At 66.1% G+C, this 18,832-nt stretch carries 18 protein-coding genes and 3 tRNA genes; 11 read left to right on the top strand and 10 right to left on the bottom strand.

Annotated elements, in window-relative coordinates; genetic code table 11:
- Positions 1 to 48: 48 nt before the first annotated feature.
- Both dapB and ACZ42P_RS03420 read right to left on the bottom strand, forming a co-directional pair.
- The gene (gene dapB / locus ACZ42P_RS03415; RefSeq protein WP_464898697.1) at positions 49 to 849 is read right to left on the bottom strand and encodes a 4-hydroxy-tetrahydrodipicolinate reductase; all 801 of its coding nucleotides are present in this window, start codon (positions 847 to 849) and stop codon (positions 49 to 51) included.
- A 59-nt stretch (positions 850 to 908) separates the two neighbouring features.
- The gene (locus tag ACZ42P_RS03420) at positions 909 to 1,379 is read right to left on the bottom strand and encodes an outer membrane protein assembly factor BamE (protein ID WP_464898698.1); all 471 of its coding nucleotides are present in this window, start codon (positions 1,377 to 1,379) and stop codon (positions 909 to 911) included.
- Positions 1,380 to 1,503: 124 nt separating this feature from the next.
- Here ACZ42P_RS03420 and fur point away from each other — a divergent pair, with 124 nt between their 5' ends.
- Complete coding sequence (gene fur / locus ACZ42P_RS03425; protein ID WP_464898699.1) at positions 1,504 to 1,932, top strand: ferric iron uptake transcriptional regulator; 429 nt, start codon at positions 1,504 to 1,506, stop codon at positions 1,930 to 1,932.
- A gap of 122 nt (positions 1,933 to 2,054) precedes the next feature.
- On the opposite strand, the gene recN is transcribed toward fur, so the two are convergent.
- Positions 2,055 to 3,710, bottom strand: a complete 1,656-nt coding sequence (gene recN / locus ACZ42P_RS03430; RefSeq protein WP_464898700.1) for a DNA repair protein RecN — start codon at positions 3,708 to 3,710, stop codon at positions 2,055 to 2,057.
- 34 nt (positions 3,711 to 3,744) lie between these two features.
- Positions 3,745 to 4,617, bottom strand: a complete 873-nt coding sequence (locus ACZ42P_RS03435; protein WP_464898701.1) for an NAD kinase — start codon at positions 4,615 to 4,617, stop codon at positions 3,745 to 3,747.
- Between the two features lie 100 nt (positions 4,618 to 4,717).
- Between ACZ42P_RS03435 and hrcA the strand changes: the two genes are divergently transcribed.
- The 6 genes from hrcA (at position 4,718) to dnaJ (ending at position 11,811) form a co-directional block, all read left to right on the top strand.
- Positions 4,718 to 5,734: a heat-inducible transcriptional repressor HrcA gene (gene hrcA, locus ACZ42P_RS03440; RefSeq protein WP_464898702.1), complete on the top strand. Its 1,017-nt coding sequence runs from the start codon at positions 4,718 to 4,720 to the stop codon at positions 5,732 to 5,734.
- Entirely contained in the window at positions 5,734 to 6,831 is a 1,098-nt protein-coding gene (gene hemH, locus ACZ42P_RS03445; RefSeq protein ID WP_464898703.1) for a ferrochelatase, read from the top strand. Before hrcA ends, hemH begins: the two co-directional genes overlap by 1 nt.
- Positions 6,832 to 6,903: 72 nt before the next feature.
- The gene (locus tag ACZ42P_RS03450; RefSeq protein ID WP_464898704.1) at positions 6,904 to 7,887 is read left to right on the top strand and encodes a hypothetical protein; all 984 of its coding nucleotides are present in this window, start codon (positions 6,904 to 6,906) and stop codon (positions 7,885 to 7,887) included.
- 164 nt (positions 7,888 to 8,051) lie between these two features.
- Positions 8,052 to 8,606, top strand: coding sequence for a nucleotide exchange factor GrpE (grpE, locus tag ACZ42P_RS03455; protein WP_464898705.1), 555 nt, complete (start codon positions 8,052 to 8,054; stop codon positions 8,604 to 8,606).
- Positions 8,607 to 8,695: 89 nt separating this feature from the next.
- Complete coding sequence (dnaK, locus tag ACZ42P_RS03460) at positions 8,696 to 10,615, top strand: molecular chaperone DnaK (RefSeq protein ID WP_464898706.1); 1,920 nt, start codon at positions 8,696 to 8,698, stop codon at positions 10,613 to 10,615.
- An 89-nt stretch (positions 10,616 to 10,704) separates the two neighbouring features.
- Positions 10,705 to 11,811, top strand: coding sequence for a molecular chaperone DnaJ (dnaJ, locus tag ACZ42P_RS03465; protein WP_464898707.1), 1,107 nt, complete (start codon positions 10,705 to 10,707; stop codon positions 11,809 to 11,811).
- 154 nt (positions 11,812 to 11,965) lie between these two features.
- Here the strand turns inward: dnaJ and ppa are convergent, their stop codons facing one another.
- Both ppa and queD read right to left on the bottom strand, forming a co-directional pair.
- Entirely contained in the window at positions 11,966 to 12,514 is a 549-nt protein-coding gene (gene ppa / locus ACZ42P_RS03470; RefSeq protein WP_464898708.1) for an inorganic diphosphatase, read from the bottom strand.
- A gap of 15 nt (positions 12,515 to 12,529) precedes the next feature.
- Positions 12,530 to 12,979: a 6-carboxytetrahydropterin synthase QueD gene (queD, locus tag ACZ42P_RS03475; protein ID WP_464898709.1), complete on the bottom strand. Its 450-nt coding sequence runs from the start codon at positions 12,977 to 12,979 to the stop codon at positions 12,530 to 12,532.
- Between the two features lie 143 nt (positions 12,980 to 13,122).
- Between queD and ACZ42P_RS03480 the strand changes: the two genes are divergently transcribed.
- Positions 13,123 to 13,980, top strand: coding sequence for a radical SAM protein (locus ACZ42P_RS03480; protein ID WP_464898710.1), 858 nt, complete (start codon positions 13,123 to 13,125; stop codon positions 13,978 to 13,980).
- A 9-nt stretch (positions 13,981 to 13,989) separates the two neighbouring features.
- Here the strand turns inward: ACZ42P_RS03480 and ACZ42P_RS03485 are convergent, their stop codons facing one another.
- Complete coding sequence (locus tag ACZ42P_RS03485) at positions 13,990 to 14,301, bottom strand: helix-turn-helix domain-containing protein (protein ID WP_464898711.1); 312 nt, start codon at positions 14,299 to 14,301, stop codon at positions 13,990 to 13,992.
- A 282-nt stretch (positions 14,302 to 14,583) separates the two neighbouring features.
- On the opposite strand from ACZ42P_RS03485, the gene ACZ42P_RS03490 reads away from it, so the two are divergent.
- The 3 genes from ACZ42P_RS03490 to ACZ42P_RS03500 all read left to right on the top strand — a co-directional run bounded on the left by ACZ42P_RS03490 (position 14,584) and on the right by ACZ42P_RS03500 (position 16,254).
- Positions 14,584 to 15,807 carry an aspartate kinase gene (locus ACZ42P_RS03490; RefSeq protein WP_464898712.1) on the top strand — a complete coding sequence of 408 codons (1,224 nt, stop codon included), beginning with the start codon at positions 14,584 to 14,586 and terminating at the stop codon, positions 15,805 to 15,807.
- Positions 15,808 to 15,854: 47 nt separating this feature from the next.
- Positions 15,855 to 15,948: transfer RNA gene (locus tag ACZ42P_RS03495), tRNA-Ser, on the top strand.
- 229 nt (positions 15,949 to 16,177) lie between these two features.
- A tRNA-Arg gene (locus ACZ42P_RS03500) sits at positions 16,178 to 16,254 on the top strand.
- 428 nt (positions 16,255 to 16,682) lie between these two features.
- Here ACZ42P_RS03500 and mscL read toward each other — a convergent pair.
- From mscL to ACZ42P_RS03515, 3 genes are all read right to left on the bottom strand, one after another.
- A complete protein-coding gene (gene mscL / locus ACZ42P_RS03505) occupies positions 16,683 to 17,141 on the bottom strand; it encodes a large conductance mechanosensitive channel protein MscL (RefSeq protein ID WP_464898713.1) in 459 nt (152 codons plus the stop codon).
- A gap of 609 nt (positions 17,142 to 17,750) precedes the next feature.
- Positions 17,751 to 18,515: a hypothetical protein gene (locus tag ACZ42P_RS03510; RefSeq protein ID WP_464898714.1), complete on the bottom strand. Its 765-nt coding sequence runs from the start codon at positions 18,513 to 18,515 to the stop codon at positions 17,751 to 17,753.
- An 80-nt stretch (positions 18,516 to 18,595) separates the two neighbouring features.
- Positions 18,596 to 18,686 (bottom strand) — tRNA-Ser (locus ACZ42P_RS03515).
- Between the last annotated feature and the right edge of the window lie 146 nt (positions 18,687 to 18,832).

Genomic DNA, 18,832 nt, shown 5'->3' on the forward strand with positions numbered 1-18,832 from the left:
GACTGACAACGCGACGGGCGCGCACGCCCCGGCTCGTCCCTTCCCGCCCTAGCGCAGACCCAGGACGTCCTGCATGTCGTACAGGCCGCGCGGATGGTCGGCCAGGAACCGCGCCGCGCGCAGCGCCCCCATGGCGAAGGTGGCGCGACTGGAGGCCTTGTGGGTGATCTCGATGCGCTCGCCGATGCCGGCGAACAGCACGGTGTGATCGCCCACGATGTCGCCGCCGCGCACCGTGGCGAAGCCGATGGTGCTGGGCAGGCGCTCGCCGGTCACACCCTCCCGCCCATACACCGCGCACTGGGCGAGATCGCGCCCCAGCGCCGCGGCCACCACTTCACCCATGCGCAGGGCCGTGCCAGAGGGCGCATCCACCTTGTGCCGGTGGTGGGCCTCGATGATCTCCACGTCGTAGCCTTCGGCCAGAACCCGTGCGGCCATGTCCAGCAGCTTGAGCACCACGTTCACGCCCACGCTCATGTTGGGCGCGAACACGATGCCGATCTCCTCGGCGGCCTCCCGGATCAGGGTCTTCTGCTCGGGCGCAAAGCCCGTGGTGCCGATCACCATGGCGATGCCCCGGTCCCGGCACAGGGCGAGGTGCTTGAGCGTGCCTTCCGGCCGCGTGAAGTCGATGAGCACCTGGCTGCCGGCCAGCGCCGCTTCCGGGTCGGTGCGCACGGTCACCCCACAGGGCGTGCCCACCAGCTCGCCGGCATCCCGTCCGGCAAAGGGGCTGCCGGGCCGTTCCAGGGCGGCGCTCAGGCGCAGGTCCGCGGCCTGGGTGACGGCCTCGATGAGGGCCCGGCCCATGCGGCCGGAGGCGCCGGCAATGGCGACGTTGAGCATGAATCCATCCGTTCGGTGAAGAACCGGCACCGGCAGACGGCCCGGCCGGTTCGGGTTGGTCAGAAACCGATTTTCTCCAGCATGCGACCGAAAAAGCCCTTCTCCTCCGGGGCCGGCGCCGGCGGCGCATCGGGATCGGCCTTTGACAGCACGATCTCATTGACGCCCCGCACGGGCTGCTTCTCCGCCTGGGCCCGGTCTTCGGCGGTGAGCGGCACCACGTCCCCGGCCACCCGCACGAGCTGGTCGTTTTCGAAAAACAGCGTGAGCTTGCGTTCCTCCATGAGTTTGCCGCCCTTGGCCAGGCGGTACACGTAGTCCCAGCGGTTGGCGTGGAAGGGATCGGTGATGGGCGGCGAACCCAGCAGGAAGCGCACCTGGGCACGGGTCATGCCGGGTGCCAGGCGGGCCACCATGTCCTGGGTGATGACGTTGCCCTGCTGGATTTCCACCTTGTAGGGTTCGGGGGCAATGGACGTGAGCGAACAGCCCGCCAGCCACAAAACCGAGAGCAAAGCAATGCGCCGCATGGGGAAGGCCCGCAGTGAAAGCGGCCATTATAGCGGCTCGCCCCCGCCCTGGGCAGCACGCCGGCTGGCAGCCGCCGGGCAAACGGCCTATCATCTGAGCGGTCAGTGCTTGCCGGACATACCCATGAGCGATCCCAGGGAACTCAAGAACGCCGGGCTCAAGGCCACCCTGCCCCGCCTGAAGATTCTCAGCCTGTTCGAGACCAGTGAGGTCCGCCATCTCACCGCCGAGGACGTTTACCGCATGCTGCTGCAGCAGGGCGACGCGGACATCGGGCTGGCCACCATCTACCGTGTGCTCACCCAGTTCGAACAGGCCGGGCTATTGATCCGCCACCATTTCGAAAGCGGCAAGGCGGTGTTCGAGCTGAACCAGGGGGGACATCACGACCATCTGGTGTGCATGCAGTGCGGACGGGTGGAGGAGTTCTACGACGCGGAAATCGAAAAGCGTCAGGAAAGAATCGCCCGGGAGCGGGGCTTCTCCATCCACGAACACTCCCTCTACATCTACGCCGACTGCACCAAGGAAAACTGTCCCTACCGGCGCTAGGAAAGCGCTTAAGGATCCCGCAGGCCCAGTGGCCGCGGTTTCAGCCGCGATGGGGCGCGACCGCATGCGAGCCCGTTTTCGGCCCAGGCCTGGTGCGGGCCCGGCGCGGCGAAGCCCTTCCATCAGCGGTCGAGCATCTCCGCGGCGTGGGCGCGTGTGGTGTCCGTGATGTCCACACCCCCCAGCATGCGCGCGATTTCCTCCACCCGTGCGTCCCGGTCCAGGGGGGCGATGCGGGAGACGGTCGCCCCGTCCCGCGTCTCCTTCCACACCCGGAGGTGATGGTCGCCTTGCGCCGCCACCTGGGGCAGATGGGTGATGCACAGCACCTGCCGGCTTTCCCCCAGCCGCTTGAGGAGGGCGCCGACGATCTCGGCCACCCCCCCGCCGATGCCCACGTCCACCTCGTCGAAGATGAGGGTGGGCACCGGCGTCACGTCCGCCGCGACCACCTGGATGGCCAGGCTGATGCGGGAGAGCTCGCCACCGGAGGCCACCTTGGCGAGGGGGCGCAACGCCGCCCCGGCATGGGCCGCCACCCGGAACTCCACGTTCTCCAGACCGAAGCTGCCTGCCTCCGGCGCCGGCACCAGCGCCACCTCGAAGCGCGCGCCTGCCATGGCCAGGGTCTGCAGGGTCTGGGTTACCTTGCGGGAGAGCTCCGCCGCGGCCTTGGCCCGTTCCGCGCTGAGTTTTTCCGCCTCGGCACGATAGCGTGCCTTAAGCGCGTCCTCGCGCTGGGCCAGGGCAGCGGCATCCCCGGCCTGCGCCAGCTCGGCCAGCCGCTCGCGCGCGCCTTCCAGCAGCGCCGGCAGGCGGTCCGGGGTGACGCGGAACCTGCGTGCCGCCCGGTGGATGGCTTCCAGCCGCGCCTCGCACTCCGCGAGGCGTTCGGGGTCCAGGTCCAGCCGCTGGCGATAGTGGTTCAAGGCATAGGCCGCCTCGCGCAACTGGATTTCCGCCGGCTCCAGGATGGCCAGCACTTCTTCCAGGGCCGGGTCGTATTGCCGCAGCTGCTGCAGCCGGTCGATCACGCCGGCCAGCTGGGACAGCAGCGACAGATCGCTCTCGGAGAGCTGTTCCACCGCCTCCCGCGCGCCTTCGATGAGACTGGCGGCATGGGCCAGCCGGCTGTGTTCCGCCTTAAGCGCAGCCCACTCCTCCTCGCTGAATTGGAGCGCCTCGAGCTCCTTCACCTGCCATTCCAGCTCTTCCCGTTCCCGGGCGAGCTGCGCCGCATCCCGTTCCGCCAGCTGCCGCTGCCGGCGGATTTCCTGCCAGTCCCGGTACAGGTCGGCCACCAGGCCGGCCAGCACATCCAGCGCCGCGTAGCCATCCAGCAAGGCACGCTGGGCCGCCGGCCTGAGCAGGCTCTGGTGGGCATGCTGGCCATGGATGTCCACCAGCCGCTCCCCCACCTCGCGCAGCTGCTGCAGGGTCGCCGCATGGCCATTGATGAAGGCACGGGAGCGGCCCGAAGCATCCACCACCCGGCGCAGCAGGCACAGACCTTCGTCGCCTGTCAGGTCGTGGGCCGCCAGCCACTCGAGGAGTTCCTGCTCCCGGGAAATGTCGAACTGGGCGGCGATCTCGGCCCGGGCACAGCCCTGCCGCACCACGGAAGCATCGGCGCGGTCGCCCAGCACCAGGGCCAGGGCGTCGATGAGGATGGACTTGCCGGCACCGGTCTCGCCGGTGAGCACGGTGAAACCGGGCTCGAAATCCAGCTCGACCCGGTCGACGATGACGAAATCGCGGACGGAAAGATGGACCAGCACGGTCAGCCGTCGCCCCCGAGAAGACCGGTGTGCCTCACAGCTTTTCCCCCCAGTGCAGTTTCTGGCGCAGCATGTCGTAATAGCTGTGGCCCTTGGGATGGAGCAGGCGCACCGTTTCCATGGATCCACTCACCTGCACCCGGTCGCCCACCTTGAGGTCCAGCCGGTGCTGGCCATCCAGGTTGGCGCAACAGTCGTCGGCATGGACGATCAGCACCTCCACCTGGGAGTGGCTGTTCACGGCGATGGGCCGGTTGGACAGGGTGTGGGGGCAGATGGGCACGAGGGCGATGGCCTCCAGGGTGGGATGGAGGATGGGGCCGCCCGCCGACAGGGCGTAGGCCGTGGAGCCCGTGGGGGAAGCGATCACCAGGCCGTCGGAGCGCTGGCTGTACACGAACTGGCCGTCGATGAACACCTCCAGCTCGATGAGCCGCCCCGCCGCCCCCTTGGACACCACCACGTCGTTGAAGGCACGGGCTTCGTGGAGGATTTCGCCGTTGCGTTTGATCACCGCATCCAGCAAAAAGCGATCTTCCACCACGAACTCCCCCGCCAGCATCTCGTCCAGGGTCTGGATCATGGTGTCGAGGGAGACGTCGGTGAGAAAGCCCAGCCGCCCCTGGTTTACGCCCACCACCGAAACGTCATGGGGCGCCAGGATGCGCGCAATGGAAAGCATGGTGCCGTCGCCGCCGAACACCACCACCAGGTCGGCGATATGGCCGATCTCGGACAGGGTCGCGGTCTCGAAGCCGGCAATACCCACCCGTTCCGCGGTCTGGGTGGCGATGATGACACGCAGCCCCCGCTGTGACAGGTGGTCCGCCAGGCGCAGCAGGGCGCTGCCGATCTCCCTGCTGTTGTACTTGCCCACCAGGGCCGCGGTCTTGAAAGGGAAGCGCATGATGCCGAAATTATAGCGGTGGCCCCACGCTTTGTCCGGGCGGCAGCGGGCGGCGTCGATGGAACTTCATAACGGGTCAGGAATCGGTAGAATCGTGACCATGCTCGACAAGCGCTCCCTCGTCCTGCTCAAGACCCTGGTGGAACGCTACATTGCGGAAGGCCAGCCCGTGGGGTCGCGCACCCTGTCCCGTTATTCCGGGCTGGACGTGTCCCCCGCGACCATCCGCAACGTGATGGCCGACCTGGAGGAACTGGGCTTCGTCACCAGCCCCCACACCTCGGCGGGGCGCATCCCCACGCCGCGGGGCTACCGCCTGTTCGTGGACAGCCTGCTCACGGTGCAGCCGCTGCCGAGCCAGGCCGTGCAGGCGCTGGAGAGCAAGCTGGACACCTCGGATCCCCAGCGCCTGATCGCCTCCGCCTCGCGCCTGCTGTCGGACCTCACCCATTTCGCCGGTGTGGTGATGGCGCCCAAGCGCAGCACCGCGGTACGCCATATCGAATTCCTGAGCCTGTCGGAGCGGCGCATCCTGATGATCCTGGTCGCCACGGACGGCAACGTGCAAAACCGCATCCTCATTCCCGCCAAGGCTTACACCGCGGCGGAACTCACAGAAGCCGCCAATTTCTTCAACCAGAACTATGCCGGCCGCACCCTGGACGAGGTGAAGCAGACCATTCAGGACGAACTCAAGGCCCTGCGCCAGGACGTCACCGCCCTGATGACCGCGGCGCTGGAGGCCGGCAGCGCGGCCCTTTCGGAAGCGGAAGGCCAGTGCGTGCTGTCCGGTGAGGGCAAGCTCCTGGAGGTTCAGGATCTGTCGGCCAACCTGGACCGGCTCAAACGCCTGTTCTCCATCTTCGAGCAGAAGACCGAGCTCATGCAGCTGCTGGCCCTGGGGCAGCAGAGTCAGGGCGTGCAGATCTTCATCGGTGGCGAGTCCGGCGTCATGCCCCTGGACGAATGCAGTCTGGTCACCGCGCCCTACGAGGTGAACGGGCAAGTGGTGGGCACGGTGGGGGTGATCGGCCCGACGCGCATGGCCTACGACCGCGTCATCCCCATCGTGGACATCACGGCCAAGCTGCTGTCCAGCGCCCTTTCCTATCACTGATGCATTATCTGCCGGAACCCCCCTATCGCCACGGCACGGTTCCCCGCGTCGGCGTGCTCCTGGTCAACCTGGGCACCCCCGCCGCCCCCACGGCGGCGGCCCTGCGGCCGTATCTGCGCCAGTTCCTGTCCGATCCAAGGGTGATCGAGATTCCCCGGGCCGTCTGGTGGCCCATTCTCCATCTCATCATCCTCAACACCCGCCCGCGCAAGTCGGCCCAGAAATACGCCAGCATCTGGACGCCGGAGGGGTCACCCCTGCTCGTCCACACCAAGCGGCAGGCGACACTGCTCAAGGGGTATCTTGGCGAGCGCACCCGCACGCCCCTGGTGGTGGATTACGCCATGCGCTACAGCGAACCGTCGGTGGAACAGGGGATCCTCCGGCTCAAGGCGGCCGGCTGCGACCGGCTGCTGGTGCTGCCCCTCTACCCCCAGTACGCCGCCAGTTCCACCGGCAGCGTGTTCGATGCGGTGGCGGCCACCCTGCAGCGGCTGCGCAACCCGCCCGAGCTGCGCCTCGTCAAGCATTTCCACGACCATCCGGGCTACATCGCCACCCTGGCGGAATCGGTGCGCGCCCACTGGGCCGCCCATGGCCGGCCGGACCGGCTCATCATGAGCTTCCACGGGGTGCCCCGCTTCACCCTGGAAAAGGGCGACCCCTACCACTGCGAATGCCAGAAGACCGCGCGCCTGCTGGCGGAAAACCTGGGGCTTGCCGCCGACGCCTGGCAGGTGACCTTCCAGTCCCGCTTCGGCCGCGCCGAGTGGCTCAAGCCCTACACCCAGCCCACCCTGGAGGCCCTGGCCCGCCAGGGCGTCGGCCGGGTGGACGTCATCTGCCCCGGCTTCGTCGCCGACTGCCTGGAAACCCTGGAGGAAATCGCCGTCGAGGCCAAGACCGCCTTTCTCGCCGCCGGCGGTCGTGAGTTCCACTACATCCCCTGCCCCAACGACCGGCCGGACTTCATCCGGGCGCTTGCCGACCTGACCCTGGGCCATCTCGCGGGCTGGCTCGACGAGGCGCCAGACCGGGCGGCCCGCGCGGCCGAGGCCTCCCGTACCCGTGCCCTGGCCCTGGGTGCGGCCCAGTAGGGCCGCCCTGCCTCAAGGGCCGCGCCGTTCTACCGTTAATTCCCTCCATCCCCCCGTGAACGGAGAGCTGCGATGCGCGTGGAGCAGGCCTGGGTCGATCTCGCGGCCCGCCATGAACGGACCGAGCGTTTCACCATGCGGGAACGGCTGAGCGTGCAAGCCGTGCCGGGGCGTGCCGCCGGGACGCCCGACCGGGTGGATCTGTCGGACGGCGGCCGGGCGGCGGCAGCGGCCGAGCAGATCCGCAAGGCCGGTGACGAAGCCGCCCGGGACCCGCGCGTGACCCTGCTCATCGCCCTGCTGGAACGCCTGACGGGCCGCTGCGTGTGCCGCCTGCGCCCTGTTTCCCAGGACACGCCAGCCCGCTCCGAGGCGACCCCTGCCGAAGGCGCAGCCGCCGGGCCCTCCTTTAGCCTGCGCTATGAACTGGACGCCGAACGGCAGCTCAAGGAGCAGGTGACGTTCCAGGCCCGGGCCCTGGTACGCACCCGTGACGGGCGCGAGATCGCGGTCCAGGTGGCGTTTTCCCTCGCGCGGGAGGAAGCCGAGCGCCTGTCCCTGCGCGTCGGGATGGGCGAGGAGGTCGCCGCCAAGGACCCCCTCGTCCTCAATTTCGCGGGAACCAGCGCCCAGCTCACGGAGGGACGGTTCGCCTTCGACCTGGATGGGGATGGGCAGACCGAGGCCATGCCCTTCCTGGCCGCCGGCAGCGCCTTCCTGGCCCTGGACCGCAACGGTGACGGCCGGATCACGGACGGGCGCGAACTGTTCGGCCCCGCCAGCGGTGACGGCTTTGCCGAACTGGCAGGCTTCGACGCGGACGGCAACGGCTTCATCGATGAGGCCGACCCGGTCTTCCGCCGGCTGCTGCTGTTCAACCGGACTGCCCAGGGCGACTGGGTGCTGCCCCTGGCCCAGGCAGGGGTCGGCGCCATCCATCTGGGGCGCATCGCCACCCCCTTCGAGACGGCCGGTGGCTGGCTGCGCACCAGCAGTTTCTATCTCACCGAGGCCGGCAGTGCCGGCACGGTGCAGCAGGTCGACGTAAAGATCTAACCCGGATTGTCCATCGGGCCGGCGCCTGTCCGGGATCCCCCTCGGGTCACCGCCCCTGCAGGGGGGCCCGGGAGGCCGGCGCGCCCCGCGCCTCACCGGGGTGCCCCCCCTCTTGAAATGGGGCCAGCCGCCCCCATACGCGATCGGAACCCTTGGAGGAACCCATGTCCGATCAGGAAACCACCCAGACGCAGAAGCAAGACCAAACCGAAGCGACCCAAAACGAACCCGCCGCCCATCCCGCACCGGAAGTGATGCCCAGCCTCGAGGAAATGCTGCGGGAGGCGGAGCGCAAGGCCCAGGAACACTACGACGCCTGGATGTACGCCAAGGCGGAAACCGAGAACGTGCGCCGCCGCAGCGCCGAGGAGGTGGAAAAGGCACGCAAGTTCTCCATCGAATCCTTCGCCCGGGAGCTTTTGCCGGTCAAGGACGCCCTGGAGATGGCCCTTGCGGTGGAGAACGCCTCCGTGGAGAGCCTGCGTGAGGGCGTGGAGCTCACGCTGAAACAGCTCAACCGGGTGTTCGAAAAGTTCCACATCCAGGAAGTCAACCCGGCCGGCGCGAAATTCGACCCCAATCTGCATCAGGCCATGGCCATGGTGGAGTCGGAACAGGAGCCCAACACCGTCACCACGGTGATGCAGAAGGGCTACCAGCTCCACGAGCGCCTGCTGCGCCCGGCCCTGGTGACCGTGGCCAAGGCCAAACAGGACTGAAACAGGGGGCGGCTTCGGGTTGAAAGCGCGCCTCAAGCCCCCATTTAGCCGGTAACCGTATTTCGAGACCACTGCAAAAGGAAAACATCATGGGAAAGATCATCGGCATTGACCTCGGTACCACCAACTCCTGCATGGCCATCATGGAGGGGGGCAAGCCCAAGGTCATCGAGAATTCCGAGGGTGCACGCACCACACCCTCCATCGTCGCCTACACGGAAGACGGCGAGATCCTGGTGGGTGCGCCGGCCAAGCGTCAGGCGGTCACCAACCCGCAGAACACCCTGTTCGCCGTCAAGCGCCTGATCGGCCGCCGCTATGACGAGGCCTCGGTGCAGAAGCACATCAGTCTGGTGCCCTACAAGATCGTGAAGGCCGACAACGGCGATGCGTGGGTGGAAGTGCGGGGCAAGAAGATGGCACCGCCCGAGGTGTCGGCCCAGGTGCTGCGCAAGCTCAAGCGCGACGCCGAAGCCTATCTGGGCGAGCCGGTGACGGAGGCCGTGATCACCGTGCCGGCCTACTTCAACGACTCCCAGCGTCAGGCCACCAAGGACGCGGGGCGCATTGCCGGCCTGGAGGTGAAGCGGATCATCAACGAGCCCACCGCGGCGGCGCTGGCCTTCGGTCTGGACAAGAAGGAAGGCGACCGCAAGATCGCGGTGTATGACCTGGGCGGCGGCACCTTCGACATTTCCATCATCGAAATCGCGGAAGTGGAAGGCGAGCACCAGTTCGAGGTGCTGTCCACCAATGGCGACACCTTCCTGGGCGGCGAAGACTTCGACCAGCGCCTGATCGACTACCTGGCTGACGAGTTCAAGAAGGAACAGGGCATCGACCTGCGCAAGGACATGCTTGCCCTGCAGCGCCTGAAGGAAGCGGCGGAAAAGGCCAAGATCGAACTGTCCTCCGCCCAGCAGACCGAGGTGAACCTGCCCTACATCACGGCGGACGCAAGCGGTCCCAAGCACCTCAACGTGAAGATCACCCGGGCCAAGTTCGAAAGCCTGGTGGAAGATCTCATCGAGCGCACCATCGAGCCGTGCAAGATCGCCATCAAGGATGCGGGCATCAAGATCTCCGACATCGACGACGTGATCCTGGTCGGCGGCCAGACGCGCATGCCCAAGGTGCAGGAAAAGGTGAAGGAGTTCTTCGGCAAGGAGCCGCGGCGTGACGTGAACCCGGACGAGGCAGTGGCCATCGGCGCCGCGATCCAGGCCGGCGTGCTGCAGGGCGAGGTGAAGGACGTGCTGCTGCTCGACGTCACGCCCCTCTCCCTGGGCATCGAAACGCTGGGCGGCGTGATGACGGTGCTCATCCCCAAGAACACCACCATCCCCACCAAGGCCACCCAGGTGTTCTCCACGGCGGATGACAACCAGACCGCGGTGACCATCCACGTGCTGCAGGGTGAGCGGGAAATGGCGGCGGGCAACAAGAGCCTCGGCCAGTTCAACCTGGAGGGTATTCCGCCCGCACCGCGCGGCGTGCCGCAGATCGAGGTGACCTTCGACATCGACGCCAACGGCATCCTGCACGTGTCCGCCCGCGACAAGGCGACCGGCAAGGAGAACAAGATCACCATCAAGGCCAACTCCGGTCTGACCGAGGAGGAAATCCAGCGCATGCTGAAAGATGCCGAGGCGCACGCCGCCGAGGATCACAAGCAGCGCGAGCTGGTGGAGGCGCGCAACCAGTGCGACCAGCTCATCCACTCGGTGAGAAAGACCCTCGCTGAACAGGGCGACAAGATCGGCGCCGACGAGAAGGCCAAGATCGAGGCCGCGATCAAGGACGCCGAGGAAGCCATCAAGGGCAACGACAAGGACGCCATCCAGGCCCGGATGAACGCCCTGGCCCAGGCCTCGCACAAGCTGGCCGAGCAGATGTATGGCCAGCAGCAGGCCGCGGGCGGTGGGCAGGCCTCCGGCAAGGCCGGCGGGGGTGCCAAGGCGGACGAGGACGTGGTGGACGCCGAGTTCGAGGAAGTCAAGGACAAGTGAGCCGGAAGCAGGCAGCGGTGAGCGGGACCACCCGCCACCGCTTTTTTGCGTTTACTGCCCACTGCCAACCGCTTGCCCTTCACTGACCCATGTCAAAACGCGACTACTACGAAGTGCTCGGCGTCGGCCGCGACGCCTCCGAAGACGAAATCAAGAAGGCCTACCGCAAACTGGCCATGAAATACCACCCGGACCGTAATCCGGGCAACAAGGAGGCGGAGGAAAAGTTCAAGGAAGTCAAGGAAGCCTACGAGACCCTCAGCGACCCCAACAAGCGCGCGGCCTACGACCACTACGGTCATGCCGGTGTGGATCCCAACCTGGGCGGCGGCTTCCAGCACGGCTTCGGGGGCTTCGCCGACGCCTTTGCAGACATCTTCGGCGACCTGTTCGGTGGCGGGCGGCGCAGCAACGTCTACCGCGGGGCCGACCTGCGCTACAACCTGGAGATCACCCTGGAGGAGGCCGCACGCGGCACGGAAACCCGCATCCGCGTCCCCACCATGGAAACCTGCCCCACCTGCGGCGGCAGCGGGGCCAGGCCCGGCACCCAGCCCCTGACCTGCTCCATGTGCGGCGGTCACGGCCAGGTGCGCATGCAGCAGGGCTTCTTCTCCATCCAGCAGACCTGCCCCACCTGCCACGGCAGCGGCAAGACCATTGCCGAGCCCTGCCGCGACTGTCACGGCGCGGGACGGGTCAAGAAACACAAGACGCTGGCGGTGAAGATTCCCGCCGGCGTGGACGAGGGCGACCGCATCCGCCTCGCCGGGGAGGGGGAAGCCGGCATCAACGGCGGTCCGCCGGGCGACCTGTACGTGGTGGTGCATCTCAAGGAGCACCCGGTCTTCAAGCGCGACGGCAACGACCTGCACTGCGAAATGCCCATCAGTTTCACCACCGCCGCCCTGGGCGGGGAACTCGAGATTCCCACCCTGGACGGTCACGCCCGCATCAAGATTCCGGAAGGCACCCAGAGCGGGCGGGTGTTCCGCCTGAGCGGCAAGGGCATCAGGGGCGTGCGCAGCCATGCACCGGGCGATCTCTACTGCCACGTGGTGGTGGAAACCCCGGTCAATCTCAATGCACGCCAGAAGGAACTGCTGCGCGAGCTGGAAGCCATCAGCCGCGGCGAGGAAAACAACCCGCGCGCCAAGCGCTGGATGGACAAGGTGCGGGAGTTCTTCGGGCAGTAAGCCCGGCCCGCGCAGGCGCCCTGGCGGCGCACGCTTGCGCGCCCGCAGGAAACGCCATTTCCGGAACGGTGTGGAGGCGGCCGCCGCTCCCCGCCCCTGCCCGTTTGATGCAGGCCGGTCGCCTGGCCGTGACGGCGGTTTGCGCCGCGCCCCCTCAGAAGTTGGGCTTGGGGGAAGCCTGCTGGTAACGCTCAACCCCTGCGACGATTTCGGCCTTGGCCGCCTCGGGTCCCACCCAGCCTTCCACCTTGACCCACTTGTTGGGCTCCAGGTCCTTGTAGTGCTCGAAGAAGTGGCTGATCTGCGCCAGCAGCAGCGGCGGGAAATCCTCGGGTTTCTCGATTTGGCGATACAGGCCGCACAGCTTGTCCACGGGCACGGCAATGACCTTGGCATCGATCCCGGACTCGTCGACCATCTTCAGCATGCCCACCGGGCGGCAACGCACCACGACCCCGGTAATGAGGGGCACCGGCGTGACCACCAGCACGTCCACGGGATCGCCGTCCTCGGACAGGGTGTGGGGAATGTAGCCGTAGTTGCAGGGATAGCGCATGGCGGTGGACATGAAACGGTCCACGAACATGGCGCCGGTTTCCTTGTCCACCTCATACTTGATCGGCTCCCCGTGCTGGGGAATCTCGATGATGACGTTGACGTCGTTCGGCACATCCCGGCCGGAGGTGACCTTGTCCAGATTCATGGGGCTGTCCTTTTTTCAAATTTGGCCGCGCACTGCGTCGGCCCAGTTGTTGGGGGTTTCGTAAATGCGGACCCGCTCCAGCCGCAGGTGATTGCCGAACACGTCCACATAGGCCTCGTCCAGGATGCGGAAGGCCTCCGCCGCCAGGTTTTCTGCCGTGGGCACGCTGTCCAGCACCACGGTCTTGTGCCCCGGCAGGCTTTCCAGGAACTGGCGCACCACGGTGTCGCCGCGCCAGACCAGGAAGGCATGGTCCCAGGCCTGCACCAGGCGCTCCATGGCGATGCGCTTGACGTCACCGTAGTCCATCACCATGCCCTGTTCGGACACGCCTTCGGTGGTGATGATGTCCCCGGAAAGGGTGATTTCCAGCGCATAGCGGTGGCCGTGCAGATGCCGGCACTGGCTCTTGTGATGGGGAATCCGGTGACCGGCATCGAACTCGATTCTGCGGGTGATGAGCATGGCGGGTCCAGCAAGGAAGGGCGCGATTATCCCAGATTTTTCCTCGCCTTGCGCGCCCGGTGCCGGGCTCGGCGCGGTGCGGCCCCGGGCCGCCGCGGCCGACCTTTCCCGGGCACTGCGCCCGCAGCCGGTACAATGAGCCCATGACGCAGCCCCCCCTTTCCACGACCGACCACCGGCGCGACGCCGCCGGCATGACCTATGTCTACCCCGTGGTGTCGCGCCGCGCGGGCGGCGTCTCGGTGGGCATCAATCTCAACCCCAACAATGCCTGCAACTGGCGCTGCATTTACTGTCAGGTTCCCAATCTCACCCGAGGCTCGGCACCGCCCACCGACCTCGCCCTGCTGGAGACGGAATTGCGCACCCTGCTTCAGGACATCCTGCACGGCCGGTTCATGGAGGAAAGGGTGCCGGAAGGAGCGCGCCGGCTCAATGACATCGCCCTCTCGGGCAATGGCGAGCCCACCAGCGCGCGGGCGTTTCCGGGAGCCATCGAATGTGTGGGCCGGGTGATGGCTGGCTTCGGACTGGTGGGGGCCATCCGGCTGGTGCTCATCACCAACGGAAGCCTCGTGCACCGGGCGGGTGTGCAGGCGGGGCTCGCCCGCATGGCGGAACTGGGCGGCGAGGTCTGGTTCAAGCTCGATGCCGCCACGCGCGAAGGCATCCGGCGCATCAACGGAACGGATCAGACCCCGGCCCGGACCCTCGGAAATCTCGCCACGGCGGCCGGCCTGTGCCCGACCTGGATCCAGACCTGCGTGTTCGCCCTGGACGGCGAACCGCCCGCCGTCGGCGAGCGCCAGGCCTACCTGGATTTCCTCGCCCAGGCCCTGGAGAAGGGGGTGAGCATCCAGGGCGTGCTGCTCTACGGCCTGGCACGCCCCTCCCTGCAACCGGAGGCGCCGCGGCTGTCCGCCCTGCCCGCTCCCTGGCTGGAGGCTTGGGGCGAGGAGATTCGCCAGCGGCTCGGCCTGCCGGTAAAAGTCACCCCGTGACCGGGCTGGTCAGGACGCGCTGCCGTCCTTGTCCTTCTTGCCGGCCTTGGCCGCCTTGCGCAGGCTCTTGTAGAGGTCAGGGTGGGATTCCTTGAGATAGTCGAGAATCTCCACGTCTTCCTTCTTGATGCGGCTGATGTCGATCTGCTCCACATGCACCAGCCGAAGCAGTTCCCGCACCGGCTTGGGCATCTTGCGCCCGCTCTCGTAACGCGAGCCGCCGCTCTGGGTCACCCCGATCTTGGTCCAGAATTCCTGCTGGTTGAGGCCCAGCTTGCGCCGGATCTCCCGCGGATTGAGCACCTTGTCTAACATTTTCATCTCATGCGCCTTTGTGGTCGAAGTCGGTTGATTATGCTTTTTTAGCAACCTTGCAAGAAAAATGCCAGGTTTCGCTCCGAAAATGGCATTCTAGCAAGACGTCCCGGCGGCGCCAATGCGCGCCGCGGCCGTCCGTCCCTTGCCGCGATAGCGGCCGCGCTCCCGGCATCTTTAGGGATTCGTCATCCGTTCCCCGCCGGCTGCCATTCCTTCGACATAGTCGGCGGCAATTTGTTTCCCGCCCCTTTTCCGGTAGACTTTTACCTTTTTTCGGGACTGCCCATGGCACTCATCGTACAAAAATACGGCGGCACCTCGGTCGGCAGCGTCGAACGCATCAAGAACGTGGCCCAGCGCATCGCGCGCTTCCGCGCCCAGGGCCATCAGGTGGTGGCAGTGGTCTCCGCCATGAGCGGCGAAACCAACCGCCTCATCGCCCTGGCCAAGGAAATCCAGCCCCAGCCGGATCCGCGGGAGCTGGACGTGCTGGTCTCCACCGGCGAGCAGGTCACCATCGCCCTGCTGTCCATGGCCCTCATGGAAATGGGCCTGAAGGCCCGCAGCTATACCGGGGCGCAGGTGCGCATCCTCACCGACAATGCCTTCACCAAGGCGCGCATCCTCAGCATCGACGAGGACAAGATCCGCGCCGACCTGGACAACGGCTATGTCGTGGTCGTGGCAGGCTTCCAGGGTGTGGACGAGCAGGGCAACATCACCACCCTGGGACGCGGCGGCTCGGACACCACCGGGGTAGCCCTGGCAGCGGCGCTCAAGGCCGACGAATGCCAGATCTACACGGACGTGGACGGAGTCTATACCACCGACCCACGCATCGTGCCCGAGGCACGCAAGCTCAGCACCATCACCTTCGAGGAAATGCTGGAACTGGCCAGCCTGGGTTCCAAGGTGCTGCAGATCCGCTCGGTGGAATTCGCCGGCAAGTACAAAGTCAAGTTGCGCGTGCTTTCCAGCTTCGAGGAGGAAGGCGAAGGCACGCTCATCACCTTCGAGGAAGACGCCATGGAAAAACCCATCATCTCCGGTATCGCCTTCAACCGTGACGAGGCCAAGCTCACCGTGCTGGGCGTGCCGGACCGGCCGGGCATCGCCGCCCACATCCTGGGCCCCATTGCCGATGCCAACATCGACGTGGACATGATCGTCCAGAACGTGGGCCACGACGGCACCACCGACTTCTCCTTCACCGTGCACCGCAACGAGTTCAAGAAGGCCATGGATGTCCTGCAGACGGTGAAGGCGGAAATCGGCGCCCGGGAAATCATCGGCGACGACAGGATCGCCAAGGTGTCCCTGGTGGGGGTGGGCATGCGCAACCACGCGGGCATCGCCGGCAAGATGTTCAAGACCCTGGCCGACGAGAACATCAACATCCAGATGATCTCCACCTCGGAAATCAAGATCTCCGTCGTGGTGGAGGACAAGTACATGGAACTGGCGGTGCGGGCCCTGCACCAGGCCTTCGAGCTCGACAAGGCGGCCTGACGGTTTGACCGCCGCGGGATGCCTCGGGTATCCTAGCGCCCTTTTTTGGAGACGTGGCCGAGAGGTCGAAGGCGCTCCCCTGCTAAGGGAGTATACGGGCCAAAACCTGTATCGAGGGTTCGAATCCCTCCGTCTCCGCCAGACAGGAATGGGACCCTCGTGGTCCCATTGTCGTCTTGCACAGAAGGAGGCTGCTTCGAAAACCCCGCGGGGCCCGGCAGGCGGGGGCAAGCCGCGCCGACGGGTTCGGTGCGTCCGGGCCGGTGCCGGCTGGCCGACTCTGCGCTCGTCGAGCCCCGGGACCTGAAATTGACCGGTCATTGCCCGGTCGTTGTTTGAAAAGCCGTTTTTCTCTATAATCGCGCCTCTCGCGCCCGTAGCTCAGTTGGATAGAGTGCCTGGCTACGAACCAGGAGGTCAGGAGTTCGAATCTCTTCGGGCGCGCCAGACAGCAAGGGCTGCCAGCCGGCAGCCCTTTTTCTTTTGCGGTGCCGTCGTCTGCCGGGGCCCGGACACTCCGTCAACGCAGGATGCGCATCGCCACCGCGCAAAGGAAAAAGGGAATGCCGCCCCTGGCGCAGTACGACGGAGATCGAGCGGGGACGTGGGGAGGAAGAGGCCGTGCCCGCCTTTTCCGCAAGGCCCAATAACCAGAGCGGCGTTGGTGCGGATCTGCCCGGCCACGACGCCCCGCCGTTCGTGCTCATGGTCCGGGGCGACAACGGGCTTCCGTGCTCATCCCAAGCGTTGGGGAGATGGACCGTCCGTGTCTGCCGCCGGGCTTCGCAAACGCTTCCTGTTCCTCAGCCCGCGCCGCGCCTTCGACTTTCCTCCAACCCGCCGGGAGCAGGACTGGAAAGGCGTCGCGGCGCCGCTCAGGAATGGCCCAGGTCAGAGGTGCAGTGGGGACAGCGGGTGGCCTTGAGGGGGATGGCCGACGCGCAGAAAGGGCATTCCTTCGTGGCAGGTGCCGGCACCGCGGCTTCCTCCCGGCGCTTCAGGCGGTTCATGGTGCGCACCAGCAGGAACACCGCAAAGGCCACGATCAGGAAGGAAATGACATGGGTAATGAATAGGCCGTAATTCAGGGTGACCGCACCGGTTTTCCTGGCCTCGGCAAGCGACATTCCGGCCAGCACGGGGCTACTGCCTTCCCTGAGAACCAGATACAGGTTACTGAAATCCACGCTGCCCAGCAGCAGGCCAATGGGTGGCATGAGCATGTCCGCCACCAGGGAATCGACGATTTTGCCGAACGCCGCCCCAATGATGATGCCCACTGCCATGTCGACCACGTTGCCGCGCAACGCGAATTCCCTGAATTCCCGAATCATGACGTTCCCTCCCCGTGAATGACCGACCGAATGGCGGAACCCGCCAGCCGTGGTGCCCTTCATCGCCCGCAGAAACGGGCATGAATAAAGCGTTCTAGAACAGGTTTCCACGATGCGCTGGCCACGGCGCTCCCTGCCTACACCATGAGACCGCAGGCGTGTAAATCGGGTTGACGCGGCAGCACGCCCCAGGGGGGGAGCATGCTGTCACTCCCGCCTGCCGACAAGCGGCGTCCTGGAGAACGCTCCCTTGAAAACCCCTGCAAAAATACCGGGTTCGCGGTCAAATGCATCCAGGCAATCCCGTCCCTCCGCGGAAACCGCTACATGGGTGCCGATGTCCAGACCCCTGCACGTCACGTTTCCATCCACGACGCTGAAACCACTCAGGCGGCATCCCCTCACCTCGATGCCATGCAGGTCTGCCTTCAGGCCGTCTGCAAAAGTCTCCTGCCCCCGGTAAATTCCGTTCTCTTTCCAAATCTTGATGCGCGACCTGCCATTTTCCGCGGGCGCAAACCACGGCAGCTCGATCTGGACATCATAAAACCCGACGAAGGGATCTTCCGCGGCGCTGGCAAGCTGTGTTTCCTTGCGGGCGTCCTCGGCCTAGATCGCATCGAGGGCGATGCGTGCCGCGGCCGCGTGCCGGCCATTGGGGTAATGTTTGAGATAGGCGGCAAAGGCTTCCCGCGAGCCGTATTTCTTCGCCATGAGCCAGGCTTCCTCTTCCCCATCGGGTATGGGCGCCCCGGGAAGCGATGATGGCGGAATCGTCGCGGGAGCGGCCCTGGGTGTGGATTGGACCGGGGCCTTTGGCTGGGCACCATCCGTCTGGACAGGCGGCATGCCAGGCAGGGGCGGCCCTTCCCCGGCCGACAGTCGTGCCAGGCGCTGGCGCAGCGCCACAATCTCGGCCCTGATTGGGGCGGCACGCCTTTGCCGCTCCGCCTGTTCCTGCTGGCGGGCCTGGGCCTCGGCATTGAGCTTGCAAAGCTTTTCGTCGCTTTCGCATTTGCGCTCACACGCCGCGCTTGTCTCGGGGGCCTGCAGGGCGGTCTCCATCCTTTGATTGACAATCAAGTCCGAGGCACCAATGACGAGCCGGGCCGCGAACTGCTGGTCACATGCGTTTTCACAGCGTGCTCTGCTGACACTGCAGCTGCCGTAATCCGGCTGAACGAGGATCGTCGCATTGATATTGTCCAACTCAGCTTGCAACGCAACGATGCGCTCCTTCACGGACTCGATCTGCTGTTTTGCAGAGAGCCCGGCCGGGCCGGGCGCGGCTCGCCCGACTTGCTGCGTCCATCCCGTGGAGCAAGACAGGATGCCCAGGACTGCGCCCATCGCGCATACCATCAGCCTTCTCATGACCAACCCACAATGCCTGTCTGGATGCCCGGACACCGCGTCGGGCAGATTTCCGAACGCCCAGCCCTTGAGACACTATCTGGCGGAGGCGGTGAGATTCGAACTCACGAGGGGCGCAAAGCCCCTGGCGGTTTTCAAGACCGCTGCCTTAAACCACTCGGCCACGCCTCCGATCGACCGCCGTTCCTGGCGGTTTTAGCTCCGGCATCACCTGCTGCGCAGGTGAGCCTGCGCTGGCGCAAGCTTCGCGTGCGCCAAGACCGCTGCCTTAAACCACTCGGCCACGCCGACGCGAGGGAGATTCCCGTTGGCCGTCA

It is taken from the genome of Thiobacter subterraneus, from assembly GCF_055379455.1.

Excerpts from the sequence above, each read along its gene's own strand:
- mscL (WP_464898713.1), bottom strand. The coding sequence starts at position 17,141 with ATGATTCGGGAATTCAGGGAATTCGCGTTGCGCGGCAACGTGGTCGAC.
- grpE (WP_464898705.1), top strand. The coding sequence starts at position 8,052 with ATGTCCGATCAGGAAACCACCCAGACGCAGAAGCAAGACCAAACCGAA.
- dnaK (WP_464898706.1), top strand. The coding sequence starts at position 8,696 with ATGGGAAAGATCATCGGCATTGACCTCGGTACCACCAACTCCTGCATG.
- ACZ42P_RS03480 (WP_464898710.1), top strand. The coding sequence starts at position 13,123 with ATGACGCAGCCCCCCCTTTCCACGACCGACCACCGGCGCGACGCCGCC.
- dapB (WP_464898697.1), bottom strand. The coding sequence starts at position 849 with ATGCTCAACGTCGCCATTGCCGGCGCCTCCGGCCGCATGGGCCGGGCC.
- ACZ42P_RS03485 (WP_464898711.1), bottom strand. The coding sequence starts at position 14,301 with ATGAAAATGTTAGACAAGGTGCTCAATCCGCGGGAGATCCGGCGCAAG.
- hemH (WP_464898703.1), top strand. The coding sequence starts at position 5,734 with ATGCATTATCTGCCGGAACCCCCCTATCGCCACGGCACGGTTCCCCGC.
- fur (WP_464898699.1), top strand. The coding sequence starts at position 1,504 with ATGAGCGATCCCAGGGAACTCAAGAACGCCGGGCTCAAGGCCACCCTG.
- queD (WP_464898709.1), bottom strand. The coding sequence starts at position 12,979 with ATGCTCATCACCCGCAGAATCGAGTTCGATGCCGGTCACCGGATTCCC.
- ACZ42P_RS03420 (WP_464898698.1), bottom strand. The coding sequence starts at position 1,379 with ATGCGGCGCATTGCTTTGCTCTCGGTTTTGTGGCTGGCGGGCTGTTCG.
- ACZ42P_RS03490 (WP_464898712.1), top strand. The coding sequence starts at position 14,584 with ATGGCACTCATCGTACAAAAATACGGCGGCACCTCGGTCGGCAGCGTC.
- hrcA (WP_464898702.1), top strand. The coding sequence starts at position 4,718 with ATGCTCGACAAGCGCTCCCTCGTCCTGCTCAAGACCCTGGTGGAACGC.
- ACZ42P_RS03450 (WP_464898704.1), top strand. The coding sequence starts at position 6,904 with ATGCGCGTGGAGCAGGCCTGGGTCGATCTCGCGGCCCGCCATGAACGG.
- dnaJ (WP_464898707.1), top strand. The coding sequence starts at position 10,705 with ATGTCAAAACGCGACTACTACGAAGTGCTCGGCGTCGGCCGCGACGCC.
- ACZ42P_RS03435 (WP_464898701.1), bottom strand. The coding sequence starts at position 4,617 with ATGCGCTTCCCTTTCAAGACCGCGGCCCTGGTGGGCAAGTACAACAGC.
- ppa (WP_464898708.1), bottom strand. The coding sequence starts at position 12,514 with ATGAATCTGGACAAGGTCACCTCCGGCCGGGATGTGCCGAACGACGTC.
- ACZ42P_RS03510 (WP_464898714.1), bottom strand. The coding sequence starts at position 18,515 with ATGAGAAGGCTGATGGTATGCGCGATGGGCGCAGTCCTGGGCATCCTG.